The following is a 19254-nucleotide window of genomic DNA, read 5'->3' on the forward strand; positions in this document are numbered from 1 at the left end:
GTCACTCCGCCTCCGTCTGGGTGGCGCCGGACCCGGGGGAGGGGCGTACGACGATGCCGGGCACCGTCCCGCTCCCGCCGAGGGCGACGAGGGTGATCTCCGCACCGACGCCGGGCTCGAAACGCAGCGACGTGCCGGAGGGTATATCGAGCCTGAATCCCTCTGCGAGGGAGCGGTCGAAGGAAAGCGCGGGATTCACGTCGGAGAAATGGAAATGCGATCCGACCTGAATGGGGCGGTCGCCGTCGTTCACCACGGTGAGCCGCAATTTCGGGCGTCCCGAATTTATGTCGAGCACACCGGAACCGGTGCGGATCTCGCCGGGGATCACGGGATCGGCGAGGTGATCGTGACGAGCTTGCGCCCGTCCGGGAAGGTCGCCTCGACCTGGACGTCATGCAGCATCTCGGGTACGCCTTCGAGCACGTCAGCCCGGGTGAGTACGGACCGTCCCGCACTCATCAGCTCGGCCACCCTGACCCCGTCGCGGGCCCGTTCCATCGCCCAGCAGGCGAGCAGGGCGACCGCCTCGGGGTAGTTGAGGCGCACGCCCCGCTCCCGCCGGTCGCGGGCGACCATTCCCGCGACGCTCAGCAGCAATTTCTCCGTGTCGGACGGAGTGAGAAACATGGAAAACCTCCATGGCGGCAGTCTCCCGGAATTCCCGGAATCGCCTTCACCACGTTCCTCTTATAAACCTCCGGGACGTGCCGTGGCAACTTGCGGCGCACCGCAAAAAATCCCCTTCTTGCATCATGACCCACTATATACGGGCAAAGAGGACAAAAATTGGCCGTCATCGGACCGAAGGGAAGGGCGGCCGCGCACCCCGGGCGGGGGTGCGCGGCCGCCCAGGAGGGGGTCGTGGCGGGCGACTTCGGGCACGCAGGCCGGGACGGGGCCCCCGGCCCTGTCCTCCTCCCGTACGGGGGGGCGACTCACGGGGGCGAGTCACGGCGGGCGGCTCGCCCGCGCGGCACGTGAGGCCGGACCGCCGGGGTGCGGGCCGCCCGGCCCGCGTCACTCCCGTGCCCGCCGGCCCGAGGTCAGCTCGTGGGGAAGCTGTCGGGCGTACTGATCCGGTTCTTCAGCAGCGCTCCGGACTCCGTCAGCACGCCGCTGCTGCTGTAGTCGCCACCGCCGCAGGTGCCCGGCCGGAACGCCGCGCTGCTCTCGGGGGCGTCCGAGTAGGTCCAGTTGGCATAGCTGATCTTCAGCTGGTCCAGCAGGTCCAGCCAGGCCGTGGTGCTCGCCACGTCCAGCGCCCCGCCGCCGGTGGCGCTCACCGTGCCGAACTCGGTGACGAACAGCGGCAGTCGCGAGGCCGCCCGGCCCAGCGTGGTGCGGTAGGCGTCCTTGTGGCTCGCGGCGTAGAAGTGGAACGCGTACATGATGTTGGTGGCGTTGACCGGGCTGCTGACGACCTCGTTCTCGTTGGAGCCGTCCGAGACTCCGAGCGAGGACCAGCCGCGGGTGCCGACGATGACGACGGCGTCCGGATCGGCGGCCCGGATCACCGGGATGACCTGCTCGGCGTAGCTCTTGATGGCCGGCCAGCTGACACCGTTGGGCTCGTTGGCGATCTCGTAGATCACGTTCTTCTTCTGCGCGTTGCGGGCGGCGACCGACGCGAAGAACGTCTTCGCCCGGTCCAGGTTGAAGTTCGGGTCGCCCGGCGTCAGGGTGTGGAAGTCGATCAGCGCGTACATGCCCCGGGCCTCGGCCATGTCGACGAGGCCGTTCACGCGGCTGGTGAAGCCCGCCGGGTCGGTCTCGTAACCGTCCTCCTGGACGTACATGGCGATGCGCAGCAGGTCCGCCTTCCAGTCGTGGGCCAGCGCGTCCAGGGAGGCGGCGCCGTAGCAGGCGCCGAACCACTGGATGCCGTGCGTGCTCATCCCCCGCAGCTGGACGGGGCGGTCGTGCTGGTTGCACAGGTTCACGCCGCAGACGTGGAGCGAGCCGTTGGCCTCCAGCGGGGTTCCCGGGTCCGGGTCGGGGGTGGGCCCCCCGGTGGAGCCCGTGCAGGCGACACCGTTGAGCGTGAACGCCGTGGGCTTCGGGTTGGCGCCGGTGAGCGAGCCGGAGAAACCGAGGTCGGCGGCCGCGCCGGTGGCCAGGGTGCGGTTCCAGTCGACGGCGACGGCGGTGACCGCGGAACCGGACTGCGACCAGGTGGCGTTCCAGCCCTGCGTGACCCGCTGTCCGGCGTCCGGCATGGCGAACCGGAGCGTCCAGCCGGTGACGGGGTCTCCGAGGTTGGTGACCTTCACCCCGGCCTGGAAGCCGCCCTGCCACTGGCTGGCGACGGTGTATTCGACCTTGCAGCCGGCGGCGGCCACCGCCTGCGGACCGAATGCCGCCGTCAGGCCCAGGACGGTCGCGAAGGTCGCCAGTAAGGCGAACAGGCGTTTCATGGTGGTCCTCCTCGTACGAAGCGGAATCTGAGTGGGAGCGCTCCCAAGGGGGTTCGGCCGCGACCGTACACCGGAGGCCAGATGCGCGTACAGACATTCGACAGGCATTCGACAAAGGCGACGGGTCCCGGGCGCGGGCCTGGGCGTCGTGTCCGGCGGCCTCGCCGGCGCTGCTCCCGTCGAGGCGCCCCTGGTCGGTGGCGTCGCGGGTGGGCCCGTAGCCGACCTGCCCTCCCGCAGTCGCGGCACGGAAACGCTGCCCGCCCGCCGCACGGAAACGCCGCCCGCCCGCCCGCCCGCCGGGCACAGGCGCTGCGGCTCCGGGTGAACTGCCCGTGCACGCCCCGGACATCGAGTCCGCGGTAGCGGATGAGGGCGTGGGTGATGCCCGTGAAGGTGAGGAAGCGCTCGTGGTGTCGGTGGAGCCGGCGGGACGGGACACCGTGGGTGTAGCGGTCCACCGGTGGCGTCCCAGCCGCGGTGATGACTCGTCGCTTACGGGCGACGCACTGCCGGATGCCACACCCGCACGGCCATCGGCGCAGGTGAACGAGTCGTAGCCGTGTCTGGGAAAAACGGGGAGCTGGTGGTCAGGTCCCCGTCGGTGGTGCGGTCATCGCCGCCGTCAGGAACGTGATCGCCCAGTGCCGGGCCGTCTCGCCCGTCGCCGGGGACGGGCAGGCCGGGGAGTGCTGCTGGTGGACCTCGACGCGGTCCATGGCCGTCACGGCGAGGATCCCCCGCAACCGGAACCGCAGTTCCTCCGGGGAGAGGCCGGGCAGCGCGCGCCCGAAGGCCGCCAGGTAGCGCTCACCGACCGTGTCCTCGGCCGGACCGGTCCAGCTGCGCACCTCCTCGGCCGGGTCGCTGAGGATCGTCACGATCAGCCGGGATCTCCGGGCACCGCCCTCGTCACCGGCCGGCATCCCGTCGAACAGCGGCCCCGCGAACGCCTCCACCAGTTCGGTGACCGCGGGGTCCGGAGTCCTGGCGAGCAGTCGGTCGAGCCCGGCGCACTGCGCGGCGTTGACGGGCTCGATCACACGGCGGGCGACCGCGGCCAGGAGTTCCGCCTTCGAGCCGAAGTGATACCCGACGGCGGCAAGGTTCGCTCCGGCGAGGTCCGTGATGGCGCGGACGGAGGTGCCTCGGTAACCGCGCTCGGCGAAGAGGCGTTCGGCCGCGTCGAGGATCTGGGTGCGGGTGTCAGATGGCGCCATGTCTGCGTACACTACAGACGTTTGATTCAAACGAACGTATGACTGAAACGAACGTACGGAAAAGGGAGCCATGAGACTGCTCGTGTACGGCGCCGGGGTTCTCGGCAGCCTGTTCGCCGCCCACCTGCACGAGGCCGGGCACGACGTCGCGCTCCTCGCCCGGGGCGAGCGCCTGGCCGCCCTGCGCCGACACGGCGTGCAGCTCGCCGAGGCGGGCAGCCCGGTCGTCAGGCGGGTACCGGTGCCCGTGGTCGAGCACCCGGCCGACGGGTACGACCTGATCGCGGTCCTCGTGCGCACCCACCAGGTGGACGCGGTGCTGGAGTCACTCGCCGGTCTCGACGGCGACGTGCTGTTCCTGCTCAACTGGGCGGCCGGCCCGGAGCCGCTGGGCGCGGTGATCGGCCATGAGCGGGTGCTGCTCGGCTTCGGCGCGACAGGCGGCACGATGGACGGCGACGTGGTCCGCCACCGCGCGGCCGACTTCATGACCCGCCGGGTCGCGATGCCGATCGGCGAACCCGACGGCCGGACCACCCCGCGACTCGAACGGATCGTGCGGACGTTCCGCACCGCGGGTATGAACGCCAGGCCCGAGCCGAAGATGGACGCCTGGCTCAAGACGCACGCCGCGTTCGAGGTGCCACTCGGTCAGGCGGTGCGCACGGCGGGCGGCCCGGTGGCGCTGGCCGACGATCCGGACGCGGTCCGCGACATGCTCCACCTCATGCGGCAGAACCTGGCCGCCATGCCGACGCCGCTGGTCCCTCGCGGGTTCGCCGCGTTGCGGACCCTGCCGGAAGGGCTGCTCGTGGCCACGCTGCGGCGCTTCCTGCGGAGCCCGACGGCCGTACAGAGCGGACTCAGCGACGCCTCGCCCGCGACGGCGGCCGAACTCGCGCGGCTGGCCGAACAGCTCCGCGCCTGCGCGAAAGTCCGGTAGGCGACAGGCGGTCGCGCCTCTTCGGCCGGATCACACGTGAGTACCGCTCCGGTACGTTCCGGGCGCTCCTCCGCCGTCGGCCCCGCCCGCTGCTCCCGCGTCCCTCCCGGCGTCCTCGCCCGCTGACCGGCCCGACCGGCCCGACCGGCGTCACGCGTCGCCGGTGGCGGCCTGCTCGCCCGGCGGGGACTCGGCCGCCCTGTGTGAGGGGTTGATCAGGGGCTTGCTGCGGGCCGACTCGGCGGGCAGGGCCTCACGAAACCGTTCAACGATCCCCGCCCCTGGACGGCGGCCTGCGGCCTCCACCGAACGAGGTGACTCCAGGGGTCGATTCACCTGGTGAGGGCACTGAGACGGGACCGGATCAAGGGGCCTGTTGCGAGCACGAGCAGGGTGAACACGGTGAGCCGTCGCAGGCCCGGTTCTGCGAAGAAGTCGCTGTGCTGGATGCCGTAGGCCGCATACCAGTTGGCCGTCAGATCAGTCGCCATGATCACGCACGTGAGGTCCACGTCCGCTCGCTTTCCGCTGACCAGAAGCAGGGCCGCCAGCGAGTCGAACACGGCCGGCGAGGACCAGTACAGGTTCAGCCGGTCCGGAGCCCAGCCGTACGGATGCGGTCCGCTGCGGGCGAGGTCGGCGATGTGCGAAGCGGCGCCCACGAGGACCAGCGCGACGACATACACAGCCACCAGAGCCACCACCCACCGCGGGGTCCGGTGTATCCACCGGATCGGGACGGGACCCGCGTGCTCAGACCGCCGCACCGACGAACGTGGCCCAGGCGGCCGGGGGCACGGTCAGGACCGGGCCGTCGGTGACCTTGGAGTCACGGATGTGCACGGCGGCGGGGTGGGCGGAGACCTCGACGCAATTGCCGCCTTGGTCGCTGCTGTGGCTGGACTTGCGCCAGTCGTACGCGACTTCGACGCAGTTGCCGCCCTCGCTGCCGCTGTGGCTGGACTTGCGCCATTCGTAGGCGACTTCGAGGCAGGCGCCGCCCTGGTCGCTGCTGTGGCTGGACTTGAACCACGAGAGATTCGTGCCGTGTGCCGCGCGAGTCATGACTCTCCAAGCAGATCATCCAGTAGGCGCGCACTGTTCTCGATGGAAAGCGCCTGCGAACGCAGCATCCCATATTTCTGGTGAAGGACACTGACGGTCTCCGGATCGTCGTGGAGCACGCTGGTCAACTGCGCCTCCACATAAGCCAGGTGGTCGTGATCCGGTGTCTCCAGCAGGACCATCGGGCCGGCCAGACCGGCGTGTTTGGCGAGCTTCATCGGCATGATCTGTAGCCCCAGGAAGGGAAGCTCCATACTCTCCCGCAGGCGCTGGATCTGCTCCCGCCGCATGCATGGGTCACCGATCTCGCTGCGAAGGATGCTCTCCTCCAGGATGAAGTGGAGCATGGGGCGCGGCCTGCGTTCGAGGAGCTGCTGCCGGTCGATCCGGGCGGCCACCCACTCCTCGCGCTGTCCGTCTTCGAGCGGCGGATAAAGACAGGAGAACACGAACCGCGCGTACCCCTCGGTCTGGAGTTGCCCAGGCACCACCTGGTTCTCGTACGACAGCAGCGTCACCGCTTTCTGCTCGTACTCCACGAAATCCTGCACGAACGCCGGGAACCGCTCCTTCTGCGGCACCTTCGCCACAGCGACCTGCAACACGCCCTTCGTCTCCAGCAGTTCGTCCAGCTGGGCCGCGAAGTCCGCCTGGAGCGGCCGGCGGCCCTGCTCGATCGAGGCGATCGTGTCCTCGCCGACGCAGAACCGGTCGGCCAGCGACGTCTGCGTATGCCCGGCCGCCCGGCGGAAGGCGGCGAGCTGTGCGCCGATGAGGTGCCAGGACGTGACCCGCTTGCTCTTCTTCGCCGACTGCATGAAGTGCCTCTCCCCGTACGTGCCCCCGCCGGACCCGTCAGCACTCGTACAGAAGCGGTGTACGACCTGACGCGGTGACCCACAGTAGTGACGTGCTGTGACAGTCGTCCTGTGAATGAATCAACGCAACTCGTCCACTTCCGCGAGGCGTTCTACCGCCGTGAGCGCAGGTCCGTCCCCCTCGTGCGCCAGTTCGTCCGTGAGGCCCTGCTCGACTGGGCGTGCGAGGTGGACCTCGACGACGTACTGCTCTGCGTGAGCGAACTCGCCACCAACGCGCTGGTCCACGGAGTCCCGCCCGGGAGGGGGTTCCGGGTACAGCTGACCTGGAAGGACGTGCTCCGGATCGAGGTGCACGACAGCGGGGGCGGCGAGGTCCGCGGGGAGTCCGGCCCCGGTCCGTACGCGGAGTACGGGCGCGGCCTGCTGCTCGTCGGGGCGCTCGCCGGCACCTGGGGGGTGGGGGAGCGGAACCCGGGGAAGACGGTGTGGTGCGAGTTTGCCGGTTCGGCAAACAAACTTGTCGAGCCGGGGGCTCACGCGCACCATCTTCCGTAACAGGAGGTGATCCGCATGAGCGAGACGAACCAGCGGTACGACGTCGTGGTGATCGGCGGCGGGGCGGCCGGGCTGAGTGGGGCGCTGGCCCTGGCCAGGGCACGGCGTTCCGTGCTGGTGATCGACGCGGGCAGCCCGCGCAACGCAACCGCGTCCCACGCCCACAACTACCTGGGACGGGAGGGAATACCGCCTCTGGAGCTGCTGGCCATCGGCCGGGCCGAGGCGGCGGAGTACGGCGCCGACATCGTCCGGGGCGAAGTCGTCTCGGCCGAGAAGCTGGCCGGGGGATTCCGTGTCGCGCGGGCGGACGGGGGAGCCGTCGAGGCCCGTCGCCTGCTGGTGACCACGGGAATCGTGGACGAGCTGCCGCCGGTGGAGGGCGTCGCCGAGCGCTGGGGCAACGAGGTGCTGCACTGCCCGTACTGCCACGGCTGGGAGGTGCGGGACCGGCCGGTCGGTGTGCTGGCGCTCAGCCCCATGGCTGTCCACCAGGCGCTGCTCTGGCGGCAGTGGACCGACGACGTGGTGCTGTTCCGCCACGAGCAGGCCGACTTCGGCGACGAGGAGTACGAGCAGCTCGCCGCCCGGGGGATCTCCGTGGTGGACGGCACGGTGGAGGGCCTGGAGGTGGCCGACGACCGGCTCACCGGTGTGCGGCTGGCCGGGGGCACGGTGATCCCGCGCGAGGCGGTCGTCGTCCAGCCCCGCTTCACCGCACGGTCGGCGGTCCTGGAGAGCCTGGGGCTGGTGCCCACCGAGATGGTGATGGGCGAGCACGTCGTCGGCTCGTACATCGCGGCCGACCCGGCCGGAGCCACCGACGTGCCCGGCGTGTGGGTGGCCGGTAACGTCGCCAACCTCATGGAGCAGGTCGTCGGAGCCGCGGCTGCGGGGCTCAAGGCGGCGTCGATGATCAACATGGACCTCGTCACCGAGGACACCCGCCGCGCGGTGGACGCCCGCCGCGCACCCTTCTCGGCCGAGGCCGAACGCCAGGTCACCGAGCGTGTGCTCGGGGACCGCCGTCACGGATTGCAGGAGACGCGATGACCACCGACAGCACCCGCACCGACGCCGAGATGTGGGACGAGCGCTACCGCGAGAGCAACCGGATCTGGAGCGGCAACCCCAATGTCGCCCTGGTCCGGGAGGTGGAGGGCCTCAAGCCCGGACGCGCTCTCGACCTGGGCTGCGGCGAGGGAGCCGACGCGGTATGGCTCGCCCGGTGGGGCTGGAGGGTCACCGCGACCGACATCTCGCGCGTCGCCCTGGAGCGCGCGGCGGTCCACGCGGCCGAGGCCGGTGTCGCGGACCGGGTCGACTGGCAGTGGCACGACCTGGGGGCCTCGTTCCCCGAGGGGGAGTACGACCTGGTCTCCGCCCAGTTCCTGCACTCCATGGGCGACCTGCCCCGCGAGCGCATCCTGAGGCGGGCCGCCTCGGCGGTCGCCCCGGGTGGCGTCCTCCTGATCGTCGGGCACGCCGGCTTCCCCTCCTGGGAGCACGACCACGCGGACATGGAGCTGCCGACCACGGACGAGGTGCTCGCCTCCCTCGAACTCCCGGAAGGGGAGTGGGAGGTGCTGCTCAGCGAGGAGCACGAACGAGTCCAGAACGACCCCGAGGGCAACCCCACGACCCGCACCGACAACGCGCTGAAGGTCCGCCGCAAGGAGTGAGCCGCACCGGCCCCGGCGGTGAGTGCGCCGGGTCCGGCCGCCGTCCCGTGAACGCCGAGCGCCCGCCGTCCTCCCCCGAAGGGAAGGGCCGGCGGGCGCGCTCGGTTCCGGAGGATCAGGCCTGCGGGGCGGCCTTGATCGCGGAGATGTCGAAGTTCAGCTTGACCTTGTCGCTGACCATCACGCCGCCGGTCTCCAGCGCGGCGTTCCAGGTCAGGCCCCAGTCGGAGCGCAGGATGTCGGCGCCGCCCTCGAAGCCGACGCGCTCGTTGCCGTAGACGTCGGTGGCGGAGCCGTTGAACTCCAGGTCGATGGAGAGCGGACGGGTGACGTCCTTGATCGTGAGGTCGCCGGTGACGCGGTAGGTGTCGCCGCCGAGCTGCTCGGCCTGGGTCGAGCGGAACGTCATCAGGGGGAACTTCTCGGCGTCGAAGAAGTCGCCGCTGACCAGGTGGCCGTCGCGGTCGGCGATGCCGGTGTCGACGCTGGAGATGGTGACGTCGATGGAAGCCGAGGAGGCGCCGGGGTCCGTGCCGTCCAGCGTGAGGGTGCCCTCGTGCTCACCGAAGGAGCCCCGCACGTTGGTGACCATGGCGTGGCGCACGGTGAAACCGATGCTGCTGTGGGCCGGGTCGATCGTGTACGTGCCGGTCAGGGCGGCCAGCGCCGGGTCCACGGCGAGGGTCGCGGTGGTGGACGGGGCGGTGTTCTTGCGGTTGAACAGAGCCATGGCTCCTCCTCGGGGACGTGTTCCGACGCGCTCTGTACGACAGACCGCCGAACGTTTGGTTTAACCTTCAACGAGATTGACTGTAGACCTCTTTTGTTCAAAGTTCAACATCAAGGGTCCAGGCCGGTCCGAAAGTCATGGAGAGTTCCCTTCCGCGCCACCCGGCCTCTGGCGGACGCGCGTAGAACTGCGGCAGTATCTGCCTCGCCCGTATTTGTCATGAGCAGGAGGATTCCCCCCATGCTGACCCGTCCCAGGCTCCGCTCGGCCCTCACCGCCCTCGCGCTCGTCCTCGGTGTGCTCTTCGCCCCCGGAGTCGGCGTCCTGGGCGGCGGTGCGACCGAGGCCCACGCCGTCACCAAGCTGACCCACTCCCAGGCGACCTCCCGCTTCAGCTCGTCCGGAGTCACCTGGTCGTCCTCGGGCGGCTGCTCCAACCGGAACGTCTCCACCTGTACGTCGTTCGACCAGCTCAACCTGACCAGCGCCCAGGGCGCCCAGACGCTGAAGAGCGCCACGGGCTGCGCGCTCAACATCACCGGAGGCACCGAGACGGGGCACGCGAGCGGCACCTACTCGCACTGGAACGGCTACAAGCTCGACTTCGGCAAGAGCACCTGCCTCACGAACTACGTGAAGGGCGTGTTCACCTACATCGGTGTGCGCGGCGACGGCGCCCCGCAGTACCAGTCCGGCTCCGGCAACGTCTACGCGGACGAGGGCAACCACTGGGACGTGACGTACTACAACTGCGGCGGCTGCTGAGCCCTCGGGAGCGAGCCCTCCCCGCACCGGGCCCGCTCGTGCGAGGTGCCCCCGTCCACGGTGGACGGGGGCACTCCCGCGCCGGGCCGCACGGGGAGGGGTGCGGCCGTGCCCGCCCGCCGCGGACGGGGGGCGGGCACGGGTGTCACGGCGTCACGGCGCGGTCAGGAACCCACGCTCACCGTGAAGCGGCGGGGGTTGCCGTCGTGCGCGGCCCCCGACACGTCCGGCTCGCCGTCCGGGCGTACGTCGTCGTAGGGGAAGGCGTAACCGATCGGCGAGTTCGCGTGCACCACGCGCGACCAGTGGTTCGTCACCCCGCCCTGGTAGTAGTCCCCGACGGTCGTGCCGTTGGGCTGCTGCGGGTGGCTGAGCATGATCGAACGGTTGAAGCCCGCCGCGATCCTGGCCAGCAGCGCCTTCTTGTCGTCGGAGTCGTTCGGGTCGTTCGTGAACGGGCCGTGGTTGCAGGTGAAGATGTCCTTCGACGTCGGCTTGACGAACGTGTGGCCGCCCTCGAAGGCCAGGGTGTCCCCGCTGACGCGGCCCGCCAGGGTGCCCCGGCCCCCCTGCAGGTCGATCCGCAGGTCCGTGGAGCGGTACTTCTCCCAGACCTCGTCGATCTGCGCGGTGAACAGGTCCCGGAACGGCATCTCGTCCGGCCGGTCGAAGAACGGCGCCATCAGGTTCTGCGGCGAGACGACCCGCAGGACCTGGCCGTCCGGGCCCCGGGTGACCAGCTCGTCCCAGGGCTGCCCGTCGGAGGCCGCCTGCGCCGTCAGGTCGTCGGCGATGCGCTGGACCGCGCCGTCCGGGAGCGGGGCCACGGTGTGCGTGCCGTCCCCCTCCAGGGTCAGCCCGATCGGCAGGGCCGTCACGAGGTCGACGTAGCTGATGTTCGCGTACAGCTGCTGCGGGTTGAAGGTGAACTCGCAGAACGACCAGGTTCTGCCGTAGTTCGGGTCGGTGGGCGTCGCGAACGCCGGCTCCACCAGGGAGGGGCCCGGGTTGAGGTAGAAGTCCAGCTTGTCGTCGCGCACGAAGTAGACCCTCGCCCCGTACATCTGGGGCAGGGTCAGGACGACCGGGTCCCCGCCCGCGCCGTTCAGGGGGATGGCGCAGTCCACCGGCAGGGGGGTCTGCGGGGCGCCGGGGGAGTCGGGGCGGTAGACGCTGCCGTCCGGGCGCAGGAGCACCCAGCGGTCCGTGCCCTGTTCGTGGCCGGTGACGTAGGCGTGCACCGTGCCGGGCAACGAGCGGTTCTCCAGGGCCAGTTCGCAGGTGGCGGCGGCCGCCGACGTACGCGGGCTCAGGGCGCTGCCCCAGAGGGGGTAGGTGAGGGCGGTCGCGGAAGCGGCGGCGCCCGTCAGGAACATTCTGCGCGAAATCACGAGGGAACTCCCGAGGTGTGGGGGGTCGCAGACGGGGGTGAGGGGATGCTGTGGGGGTGAACCGGGGCCGTCTGCGGTCCGGACCACTCTCGCGACGGCACCGGTGAGCGTCAAGAGTTACGACTGAGAGCGCTCTCAGGAACGGCCCCTTCTTCACAACTCGACGCTGCGGAAAGGGTTTTGGCCACAGCTGGTCCACCGCCGCATGCGGGGAGTGAACAGGAGGTGAAGGCGGCTCGGGGCCGGGCCCCGCTCCCGAGGCCAGGACCCGGGCCGTCCCGCCCGGCGCCGGACGGGTACGGTCGTTCCTCGTCCCGGTGCGGTGCGGCCCCGCGCGGAGCCGGCCGCCACGGGCGGGCGCTCCGGTGCCCGCACCCCTGCCATTGCGGTGGACCCGTCGCCCGCCCCGGTGCATCCGCGGCGTGGCGCGCGGGCCGGGATGTGGCGGGCGCCACACCCCCGGCTTTGTCGGACACCTACAACGCGAGCGCCCCACGAGCTGGCGGATGGGCTGCATGGTGCCCGGCTTCTGTCAGGTGCCACCAGGAAACCGGGCAGGAGACTGTCCGGAGTGAACGGCAGGGTTTCCGCGGTCGGGTTCGTAGGGTCGACGTATGACCGTTGTGGACGAAATCCCGGGCGAGCCGAGCGACACCCGTGGCCGGGTGGCCGAACTGCTGGCGCTGCGCGAGCAGGCCCGGCGTGGACCGAGCGACCGGGCGACCGAGGCGCAGCACGCCAAGGGCAAGCTGACGGCGCGGGAGCGCATCGAGCTGCTGCTCGACGAGGGATCGTTCAAGGAGGTCGAGCAGCTGCGCCGGCACCGGGCGACCGGCTTCGGCCTGGAGGCCAAGAAGCCGTACACCGACGGTGTCATCACCGGCTGGGGCACGGTCGAGGGCCGGACGGTCTTCGTCTACGCGCACGACTTCCGGATCTTCGGCGGGGCGCTGGGCGAGGCCCACGCCACGAAGATCCACAAGATCATGGACATGGCCATCTCGGCCGGTGCCCCGCTGGTCTCGCTCAACGACGGCGCCGGCGCCCGCATCCAGGAGGGCGTCTCCGCGCTCGCCGGCTACGGCGGCATCTTCCAGCGCAACACCCGCGCCTCCGGCGTCATCCCGCAGATCAGCGTGATGCTCGGCCCGTGCGCGGGGGGCGCGGCCTACAGCCCGGCCCTGACCGACTTCGTGTTCATGGTCCGTGAGACCTCGCAGATGTTCATCACCGGACCGGACGTCGTCAAGGCGGTCACCGGCGAGGAGATCACCCAGAACGGCCTCGGCGGCGCCGACGTGCACGCCGAGACCTCGGGCGTCGCGCACTTCGCGTACGACGACGAGGAGACCTGCATCGCCGAGGTCCGCTACCTGATCGGGATGCTCCCCTCCAACAACCGGGAGAACCCGCCCGTCGTCCCGAGCGACGACCCGGCCGACCGCCGCGGCGACGTCCTGCTGGACCTGGTCCCGGCCGACGGCAACCGCCCGTACGACATGCACAAGGTCATCGAGGAGCTCGTCGACGACGGCGACTTCCTGGAGGTCCACGAGCGCTGGGCGCGCAACATCGTCTGCGCCCTGGCCCGGCTCGACGGCCAGGTCGTCGGCATCGTGGCCAACCAGCCGCAGGCGCTGGCGGGTGTCCTGGACATCGAGGCGTCCGAGAAGGCCGCGCGGTTCGTCCAGATGTGTGATGCGTTCAACATCCCCATCGTCACTCTTCTGGACGTACCCGGCTTCCTTCCGGGCGTCGACCAGGAGCACGGTGGGATCATTCGGCATGGCGCGAAGCTGCTCTACGCCTACTGCAACGCCACCGTGCCGAGGATCTCGCTGATCCTGCGCAAGGCCTACGGAGGCGCGTACATCGTCATGGACAGCCAGTCCATCGGCGCCGACCTCACCTACGCGTGGCCCACCAACGAGATCGCGGTGATGGGCGCCGAGGGCGCCGCCAACGTCATCTTCCGACGGCAGATCGCCGAAGCCGAGGACCCCGAGGCCATGCGCGCCCGCATGGTCAAGGAGTACAAGGCCGAGCTGATGCATCCCTACTACGCCGCGGAGCGCGGCCTGGTCGACGACGTCATCGACCCCGCCGAGACCCGCGAGGTGCTGATCGCCTCGCTCGCGATGCTCCGCAACAAGCACGCCGACCTGCCGTCCCGCAAGCACGGCAACCCTCCGCAGTAGCCGCGGCGGCGCGTACCCGGCCCCGCCCACCTGCCCCAGAAGACGGAGACACCCATGAGCGTCACCCCCGCCGATTCGGTCCTGCGCGTCGAGAAGGGCCAGGCCGGCCCCGAGGAGCTCGCCGCCATCACCGCCGTCCTGCTCGCCCGCGCGGCCGCCCGGCCCGAGGCCCCCGCCCACCGGGGCCGCAGCACCGCCGGGTGGCGCCGTCTGGAGCGCACCCCCGGCTTCCGCGCCCCGCACAGCTGGCAGGGCTGAGAAGGGCCGCCGAGGCGGCCCGCGGTCCCGCGCACGAAGAAGGCCCCGCACTCCTCCGAGGAGTGCGGGGCCTTCTCCGTGCCACGGCCGGGTCAGCGCAGGCGTGCCATCAGGGCGTGCTCGACCAGCGTGATCAGCGCGCTCTTGGCGTCCGCGCGGTGCCGCGCGTCCGTGGTGAGGATCGGGGTGTCCGGACCGATCTGGAGTGCTTCGCGTACTTCGTCGGGTGTGTAGGGCTGGTGTCCGTCGAAGCCGTTGAGGGCGATGACGAAGGGGAGGCCGCTGTTCTCGAAGTAGTCGACGGCGGGGAAGCAGTCGGCGAGGCGTCGGGTGTCGACGAGGACGACGGCGCCGATGGCGCCGCGGACCAGGTCGTCCCACATGAACCAGAAGCGGTCCTGTCCGGGGGTGCCGAACAGGTAGAGGATCAGGTCCTGGTCCAGGGTGATGCGTCCGAAGTCCATGGCCACGGTGGTGGTGGTCTTGTCCCCGGTGTGGGTCAGGTCGTCGATGCCCGCGGACGCGGACGTCATCACGGCTTCGGTGCGCAGCGGATTGATCTCCGAAACGGCACCGACAAACGTGGTCTTACCCACGCCGAAGCCCCCTGCCACCACGATCTTCGCCGAGGTAGTGGAGCGGGCCGCTCCGCCGCTAGAGCTTGCGAAGTCCACTGAGCACCCTTTCGAGCAGTGTCACATCTGGTTGGCCGCCGGCGGTCTCGTCGCCGCCGGGCTGATGGATAGCGACGAGTCCGGCCTCGGCCAGGTCGGCCACGAGGATCCGGGCAACGCCGAGGGGGATCGAGAGCAGGGCCGACACCTCGGCCACCGACTTGATCTCGATGCAGAGCCGGCAGATCCGCTGGTGCTCGGGCAACTGCCCTTGCAGCCGGGCGGGATCGGCCGTGGTGCTGACCAGCGCCTCGATGGCGAGCTGGTACCGCGGCCGGGTCCGGCCGCCGGTCATGGCGTACGGACGGACCAGCGGGTTGTGTGCCGCGGGCGCCGGAGGCGTGGGGGCCTGACGCTGGACAGGCTGGATGCGCGACGGCGGCGTCTCGTGCCACTGCGGCTGCTGCGGCTCCTGCTGCTGGTGGTGGGGCTGCTGCTGCCACCCGGAACCCGGCTGCTGGGGCTGAACCGGCCAGTCGTCCTCGTACGAGCCCCGGTGCTGCCGGTGGGGCGGGTACGGCTGCTGCGGCTGGTAAGGGTCCTGCGGACCCTGTCTGCCGGGTACGGAGGGGATGTCGAAACGGTTGTCGCCTTGGTCACCCGGAACCCGCTGACCGCCCTCGTACGGGTGTCCGCCTGTAGGTGCTGCCACGTTTCCTCCTCCGACTGCCGGTCGCCATCCCAGTGGTGTCGCGCCACCGCACCTTATGGCGCGGTGACGAGAAACGCACTGTCTGTCTGTTAGTTAAGAAGACTTCCCTGGAGTTCGGCGCGGAGATCCGGGGTGAGAACACTTCCCGCACGGTCCACGAGAAGTGCCATTTCGTACCCAACCAGACCGATGTCGGCGTCCGGGTGGGAGAGTACGGCCAGTGAGGATCCGTCAGAGATGGACATGATGAAGAGGAATCCCCGCTCCATCTCCACAACGGTCTGGTTCACGGCGCCGCCCTCGAAGATCCGTGAGGCACCCGCGGTGAGCGACGTCAGACCGGAGGCGACAGCCGCCAGCTGATCGGCGCGGTCCCGTGGGAAACCGTCGGACATCGCCAGCAGGAGTCCGTCGGCGGAGACCACCACCGTGTGCGACACCCCGGGGGTGTTGTCCACGAAGTTGGTGATCAACCAGTTGAGATTCTGCGCCGCCTGGCTCATCGGGCTCACACTAACGCTCCTGGTTGTAGGTGTTACTCGTGTCCGACCCCGCGGTACGTCCCCTCAGGACGCCGCGCCGCAGGTTGCTCAACCTGCCCCGCACGTCCTCGGGGGCGCGGGAGACCTGTGGGCCGCCCTGCTGGGTCTGCTCGGCCGTGCCCTCGACCAGGTTGGCCTTGGGCACGCGTCGGGGGAGTCCGGAAGGGGTGATCCCGCCGGCCTTCGGGTCCCGGAGCTTCTCGGCCCGCTCCCAGCGCTCGTCGTTCGCCGAGCGCCAGTCGTCGGTGCCCTCCCCCTCGGAGGGCTCCGGCTGCTGCCGCTGCCGCTGCTCCGGCGGCGCGGGATGATCGTTTCCTCTGCCGGTCGGCTGCCAGTGCTGCTGGCCCGCGCCCCGGCGCGGGAGGCCCGCCTCGGTCAGGTCGTGACCGGGGTTCGGGGTGGGCCCCGGGCGGTCGAAGCCTACGCTCTCCCGCTCTTCGGCGGGAGCGCCCGGCGCGGATTCCGCTTCGGGCCGCACCGGAGGCTCGAAGCCCCCCTGGTACGCACCCTGTTCCGGCCAGCCGTCCTGCTGGGGAGGGCTGCCCTGCCCGGCGAACGGGTCGGCGTACTGCTCCTGCGGGGCATCCGCGGCGGCGTACCCGGCTTCCGGATAGGCGTCCTGCCGCACTTCCTGGTAGCCGTTGCCCGCGTACGGGTCGTAGCCGGTCGCGTAACCGGACTGCGGGTGGCCCCGCTGCTCCTGGGCGTACTGCGCCTGGCCGTACTGCTCCGGCGGCGCGAACTGCCCCTGGGCGTAGTCCTGGTGCTGCCCGGAGCCGCCCTCCTGGAACAGCGGGGGCTCGGCGCCCGTCTGGGCCTCCAGCGCGGCCCGGCGCTCCTCACGCATCAGCGAACGGCCGACCGGGTCCAGCTGCGGGGAGTCCGCAGCCGGGGTGTCGTAGCGGGAGTCGTCGAAGCCGAGCTCCGCCGCCGTACGCATCGGGAGGGGCTGGGGCATCGGGTCGAAGGCCTGCTGCTGCGGCTGCTGCTGCGCGGGCATGATCGAGGAGACGGTGAAGTCGCCCTCCTGGACCGACTCGCCCCCGCCACCGTGGGTGATGGCGTCCGGCAGCATGACCAGCGAGGTGGTGCCCGCCTGCTCGCCCGAGGGGCGCAGCTGGACGCGGATGCCGTGCCGGTCCGCGAGGCGGCCGACCACGAACAGGCCCATCCGCTGCGACACCGCGGCGTCCACCGTCGGCGGGTTGGCCAGCTTGTGGTTGATGTCCGCGAAGTCCTCGGCGGTGAGGCCGATCCCCTTGTCGTGGATCTCGACCATGACGCGGCCGTCGGGCAGCCGGGTCGCGGTGACCCGGACCTTGGTCTGCGGCGAGGAGAACGTGGTGGCGTTCTCCAGCAGCTCGGCCAGCAGGTGCACGAGGTCGGTCACGGCCTGGCCGTGGATCTCGCTCTCCGGCACACCGCTCAGCTCGATGCGCTCGTAGGACTCCACCTCGGAGGAGGCGGCCCGCAGCACGTCGACCAGCGGTACCGGCTGGTTCCAGCGGCGGCCCGGCTCCTCGCCCGCGAGCACGAGGAGGTTCTCCCCGTTCCGGCGCATGCGGGTGGCCAGGTGGTCCAGCCGGAAGAGGCTCTCCAGCTGGTCCGGGTCGGCCTCGCTGTTCTCCAGGCCGGTGATGAGGGTCAGCTGGCCCTCGATGAGCGACTGGTTGCGGCGCGACAGGTTGGTGAAGATCGCGTTGACGTTGCCCCGCAGCATCGCCTGCTCGGCGGCGAGCCGTACGGCCTCCTGGTGGACCTGGTCGAAGGCACGGGCGACCTCGCCGATCTCGTCCCGGCTGTTGATCGGGATCGGCTTGACCCGGGTGTCCACCCGGCCCGGCTCGGTCCGCGACAGCTGGTCGACCAGCGCCGGCAGCCGCTGCTCGGCGATGCCGAACGCGGCCGTACGCAGCCGTTGCATCGACCGGCTCATCTGGCGGGCCATGAGCCCGGCGATGACGAAGGCGGCCAGCAGGGCGACGATCACGATCGCGGCGTTGAGGACGGCGGCGTTGCGGGCGTCGGCCGATATCTCCGCGGCCTCGGTCACGGCCTTGTCGACCAGCTCGTTCTCGACCGTGGTGTAGCCGTCGAACTTGGCGGTGGACGCGGCCATCCACGTCTCGGGTGTGATGCCCTTGGCCCGCAGCTCGTCCGGCTGCTTGCCCTGGCCGATCTGCTGGGCCATGCCGTCGAAGACCGAACCGTCGATGCTCGGCGGCGCCACGAAGGGCTTGCCCGCGGCCTTGGCCTGCTGCTCGGCGGCCTTCAGCTGCTCGGCCCCCTCGGCGGCCTTCCCGGCCATGACCTCCTTGAGCCGGGCCGCGTCGGCCTCCGTACCACCGGAGACGAACTCACCGAGGGCGATCTGCTCCAGGTAGTTGTACGAGCTGAACGCCGTGACCTGGCCGTTGAGCTTGCGCTCCTCCTGGCTCGGCCGCACCAGCAGGTGCATGCCGATGGAGCGCTGGAGCGATTCGGCGGCCTTGGCCAGCTCCAGCGCGTACACCGTGCGGCCGTAGCTGGTGATGTTGCCGGTACCCAGGCCGAGCTCGTTGGAGAACTCCATCAAGGAATGCTGGACCTTGGTGTAGCCCTCCTCGGTCTTCACCGGGTCCATCGCCTCGGCGTACGCGGCCTTGCGCAGCTCGGGGAGCGTGGGCTCCTCCACCCTGAAGAGCTTCAGCCGGCGGTGGAGGCCCTCCTTGTCCGGCATGTTCTTCACGGCGGCGTCGAACTTCGACGCGGCGCTGTCCGTGGTGGCGCGTACCTTCTCCACCTCGGGGGCGTCGCGCTCGTTGGAGAGCAGGGGCTGGGCGGTGAGGTCACGCTCGTTCAGCAGGGCCTGTCCGTACGCCGAGGCGGCGCGGACGACCAGCGCCGTCCTCTCGGCGTCCTGGGCCTCGTTCCAGGTGTCGACCGACCCCTTCACCTGGAAACCGCCCATGACCAGACCGACCAGCGCCGGGATCAGGAGGATCGCGTTCAGCCGGGTGGGCACGCGCCAGTTCCGCGGTGACAGCCGGCTCGTGCTGCCGGGTTCCGGCTCCGCACCCGACGACGCGCCCGCGGGCGGGGACACGGCGGTGCGCGGCGGCGTGAAATTGCCCCGCTCCGGCTGCGCCGCGGAGCCCTCGTTGCTTCGCCTCACTCGACCAACAACCTCTCGGCGTCGGCACCTACGTTGTGCCGGATTATCGTTCACGGGCCGTACTGCTGGGTAGTTCGAGGCATTGCAGCACGCGGACCGGTCGCGTTCCAAACAGTCGGAATACGTGATTCCGGCTGTGGACGAGCATCGATAAAACGGGCATAAAGAGCGAGCCCCGTCAAAAGGC

The 19254-nt window shown here is 70.5% G+C and carries 20 protein-coding genes; 7 read left to right on the top strand and 13 right to left on the bottom strand.

Translation table 11 applies throughout. From position 1 onward, the window contains the following. Window position 1 precedes the first annotated feature (1 nt). From ureB to ACFVS9_RS04675, 4 genes are all read right to left on the bottom strand, one after another. On the bottom strand, window positions 2–331 hold the full coding sequence (ureB, locus tag ACFVS9_RS04660) for an urease subunit beta (RefSeq protein ID WP_383118970.1): 330 nt from the start codon (window positions 329–331) through the stop codon (window positions 2–4). Further along, window positions 328–630, bottom strand: a complete 303-nt coding sequence (locus ACFVS9_RS04665; RefSeq protein WP_383118971.1) for an urease subunit gamma — start codon at window positions 628–630, stop codon at window positions 328–330. Before ACFVS9_RS04665 ends, ureB begins: the two co-directional genes overlap by 4 nt. 416 nt (window positions 631–1046) lie before the next feature. Then, a complete protein-coding gene (locus tag ACFVS9_RS04670; RefSeq protein WP_389930002.1) occupies window positions 1047–2417 on the bottom strand; it encodes a cellulase family glycosylhydrolase in 1371 nt (456 codons plus the stop codon). Window positions 2418–3007: 590 nt separating this feature from the next. Further along, a complete protein-coding gene (locus ACFVS9_RS04675) occupies window positions 3008–3637 on the bottom strand; it encodes a TetR/AcrR family transcriptional regulator (protein ID WP_383117850.1) in 630 nt (209 codons plus the stop codon). A 70-nt stretch (window positions 3638–3707) separates the two neighbouring features. Between ACFVS9_RS04675 and ACFVS9_RS04680 the strand changes: the two genes are divergently transcribed. Then, window positions 3708–4580: a ketopantoate reductase family protein gene (locus tag ACFVS9_RS04680; protein WP_389930005.1), complete on the top strand. Its 873-nt coding sequence runs from the start codon at window positions 3708–3710 to the stop codon at window positions 4578–4580. 332 nt (window positions 4581–4912) lie between these two features. On the opposite strand, the gene ACFVS9_RS04685 is transcribed toward ACFVS9_RS04680, so the two are convergent. The 3 genes from ACFVS9_RS04685 to ACFVS9_RS04695 all read right to left on the bottom strand — a co-directional run bounded on the left by ACFVS9_RS04685 (window position 4913) and on the right by ACFVS9_RS04695 (window position 6463). Next, window positions 4913–5272 carry a hypothetical protein gene (locus tag ACFVS9_RS04685; protein ID WP_389930008.1) on the bottom strand — a complete coding sequence of 120 codons (360 nt, stop codon included), beginning with the start codon at window positions 5270–5272 and terminating at the stop codon, window positions 4913–4915. 61 nt (window positions 5273–5333) lie between these two features. Beyond that, on the bottom strand, window positions 5334–5645 hold the full coding sequence (locus ACFVS9_RS04690) for a DUF397 domain-containing protein (RefSeq protein ID WP_383117853.1): 312 nt from the start codon (window positions 5643–5645) through the stop codon (window positions 5334–5336). Then, complete coding sequence (locus ACFVS9_RS04695) at window positions 5642–6463, bottom strand: helix-turn-helix domain-containing protein (protein ID WP_389930011.1); 822 nt, start codon at window positions 6461–6463, stop codon at window positions 5642–5644. Before ACFVS9_RS04695 ends, ACFVS9_RS04690 begins: the two co-directional genes overlap by 4 nt. Before the next feature lie 111 nt (window positions 6464–6574). Here ACFVS9_RS04695 and ACFVS9_RS04700 point away from each other — a divergent pair, with 111 nt between their 5' ends. The 3 genes from ACFVS9_RS04700 to ACFVS9_RS04710 are packed head-to-tail and all read left to right on the top strand — an operon-like array spanning window position 6575 to window position 8703. Next, window positions 6575–7021: an ATP-binding protein gene (locus ACFVS9_RS04700; RefSeq protein WP_383117855.1), complete on the top strand. Its 447-nt coding sequence runs from the start codon at window positions 6575–6577 to the stop codon at window positions 7019–7021. 15 nt (window positions 7022–7036) lie between these two features. Further along, the gene (locus ACFVS9_RS04705) at window positions 7037–8074 is read left to right on the top strand and encodes an NAD(P)/FAD-dependent oxidoreductase (RefSeq protein WP_389930014.1); all 1038 of its coding nucleotides are present in this window, start codon (window positions 7037–7039) and stop codon (window positions 8072–8074) included. Continuing rightward, entirely contained in the window at window positions 8071–8703 is a 633-nt protein-coding gene (locus ACFVS9_RS04710; protein ID WP_389930017.1) for an SAM-dependent methyltransferase, read from the top strand. The genes ACFVS9_RS04705 and ACFVS9_RS04710 overlap by 4 nt, the downstream gene beginning before the upstream one ends. Before the next feature lie 115 nt (window positions 8704–8818). Here ACFVS9_RS04710 and ACFVS9_RS04715 read toward each other — a convergent pair whose 3' ends face one another. Further along, window positions 8819–9433, bottom strand: coding sequence for a YceI family protein (locus ACFVS9_RS04715; protein WP_383117858.1), 615 nt, complete (start codon window positions 9431–9433; stop codon window positions 8819–8821). A gap of 240 nt (window positions 9434–9673) precedes the next feature. Here ACFVS9_RS04715 and ACFVS9_RS04720 point away from each other — a divergent pair, with 240 nt between their 5' ends. Continuing rightward, window positions 9674–10198, top strand: a complete 525-nt coding sequence (locus ACFVS9_RS04720; RefSeq protein WP_383117859.1) for a hypothetical protein — start codon at window positions 9674–9676, stop codon at window positions 10196–10198. Between the two features lie 164 nt (window positions 10199–10362). On the opposite strand, the gene ACFVS9_RS04725 is transcribed toward ACFVS9_RS04720, so the two are convergent. After that, window positions 10363–11574 carry a glycoside hydrolase family 64 protein gene (locus ACFVS9_RS04725; protein WP_389930091.1) on the bottom strand — a complete coding sequence of 404 codons (1212 nt, stop codon included), beginning with the start codon at window positions 11572–11574 and terminating at the stop codon, window positions 10363–10365. A 629-nt stretch (window positions 11575–12203) separates the two neighbouring features. Between ACFVS9_RS04725 and ACFVS9_RS04730 the strand changes: the two genes are divergently transcribed. Continuing rightward, the gene (locus ACFVS9_RS04730) at window positions 12204–13787 is read left to right on the top strand and encodes an acyl-CoA carboxylase subunit beta (RefSeq protein ID WP_383117860.1); all 1584 of its coding nucleotides are present in this window, start codon (window positions 12204–12206) and stop codon (window positions 13785–13787) included. A 54-nt stretch (window positions 13788–13841) separates the two neighbouring features. Next, a complete protein-coding gene (locus tag ACFVS9_RS04735) occupies window positions 13842–14045 on the top strand; it encodes an acyl-CoA carboxylase subunit epsilon (protein ID WP_383117861.1) in 204 nt (67 codons plus the stop codon). A 92-nt stretch (window positions 14046–14137) separates the two neighbouring features. Here the strand turns inward: ACFVS9_RS04735 and ACFVS9_RS04740 are convergent, their stop codons facing one another. The 4 genes from ACFVS9_RS04740 to ACFVS9_RS04755 form a co-directional block, all read right to left on the bottom strand. Next, window positions 14138–14719 carry an ATP/GTP-binding protein gene (locus tag ACFVS9_RS04740; RefSeq protein ID WP_014048542.1) on the bottom strand — a complete coding sequence of 194 codons (582 nt, stop codon included), beginning with the start codon at window positions 14717–14719 and terminating at the stop codon, window positions 14138–14140. Next, on the bottom strand, window positions 14700–15371 hold the full coding sequence (locus tag ACFVS9_RS04745; protein WP_383117862.1) for a DUF742 domain-containing protein: 672 nt from the start codon (window positions 15369–15371) through the stop codon (window positions 14700–14702). The genes ACFVS9_RS04740 and ACFVS9_RS04745 overlap by 20 nt, the downstream gene beginning before the upstream one ends. Window positions 15372–15460: 89 nt before the next feature. Then, a complete protein-coding gene (locus ACFVS9_RS04750; protein WP_383117863.1) occupies window positions 15461–15874 on the bottom strand; it encodes a roadblock/LC7 domain-containing protein in 414 nt (137 codons plus the stop codon). A 10-nt stretch (window positions 15875–15884) separates the two neighbouring features. Then, a complete protein-coding gene (locus ACFVS9_RS04755) occupies window positions 15885–19067 on the bottom strand; it encodes a nitrate- and nitrite sensing domain-containing protein (protein ID WP_389930022.1) in 3183 nt (1060 codons plus the stop codon). Between the last annotated feature and the right edge of the window lie 187 nt (window positions 19068–19254).

This window comes from Streptomyces sp. NPDC058008 (assembly GCF_042886395.1).
In the GTDB taxonomy this organism is placed as follows: Bacteria; Actinomycetota; Actinomycetes; order Streptomycetales; family Streptomycetaceae; genus Streptomyces.

What these genes read in the sequence shown, in the direction of transcription:
- ACFVS9_RS04665 (WP_383118971.1), bottom strand. Translation starts at nt 630, where the DNA reads ATGTTTCTCACTCCGTCCGACACGGAGAAATTGCTGCTGAGCGTCGCG.
- ACFVS9_RS04670 (WP_389930002.1), bottom strand. Translation starts at nt 2,417, where the DNA reads ATGAAACGCCTGTTCGCCTTACTGGCGACCTTCGCGACCGTCCTGGGC.
- ACFVS9_RS04675 (WP_383117850.1), bottom strand. Translation starts at nt 3,637, where the DNA reads ATGGCGCCATCTGACACCCGCACCCAGATCCTCGACGCGGCCGAACGC.
- ACFVS9_RS04680 (WP_389930005.1), top strand. Translation starts at nt 3,708, where the DNA reads ATGAGACTGCTCGTGTACGGCGCCGGGGTTCTCGGCAGCCTGTTCGCC.
- ACFVS9_RS04690 (WP_383117853.1), bottom strand. Translation starts at nt 5,645, where the DNA reads ATGACTCGCGCGGCACACGGCACGAATCTCTCGTGGTTCAAGTCCAGC.
- ACFVS9_RS04695 (WP_389930011.1), bottom strand. Translation starts at nt 6,463, where the DNA reads ATGCAGTCGGCGAAGAAGAGCAAGCGGGTCACGTCCTGGCACCTCATC.
- ACFVS9_RS04705 (WP_389930014.1), top strand. Translation starts at nt 7,037, where the DNA reads ATGAGCGAGACGAACCAGCGGTACGACGTCGTGGTGATCGGCGGCGGG.
- ACFVS9_RS04710 (WP_389930017.1), top strand. Translation starts at nt 8,071, where the DNA reads ATGACCACCGACAGCACCCGCACCGACGCCGAGATGTGGGACGAGCGC.
- ACFVS9_RS04715 (WP_383117858.1), bottom strand. Translation starts at nt 9,433, where the DNA reads ATGGCTCTGTTCAACCGCAAGAACACCGCCCCGTCCACCACCGCGACC.
- ACFVS9_RS04720 (WP_383117859.1), top strand. Translation starts at nt 9,674, where the DNA reads ATGCTGACCCGTCCCAGGCTCCGCTCGGCCCTCACCGCCCTCGCGCTC.
- ACFVS9_RS04725 (WP_389930091.1), bottom strand. Translation starts at nt 11,574, where the DNA reads ATGTTCCTGACGGGCGCCGCCGCTTCCGCGACCGCCCTCACCTACCCC.
- ACFVS9_RS04730 (WP_383117860.1), top strand. Translation starts at nt 12,204, where the DNA reads ATGACCGTTGTGGACGAAATCCCGGGCGAGCCGAGCGACACCCGTGGC.
- ACFVS9_RS04735 (WP_383117861.1), top strand. Translation starts at nt 13,842, where the DNA reads ATGAGCGTCACCCCCGCCGATTCGGTCCTGCGCGTCGAGAAGGGCCAG.
- ACFVS9_RS04750 (WP_383117863.1), bottom strand. Translation starts at nt 15,874, where the DNA reads ATGAGCCAGGCGGCGCAGAATCTCAACTGGTTGATCACCAACTTCGTG.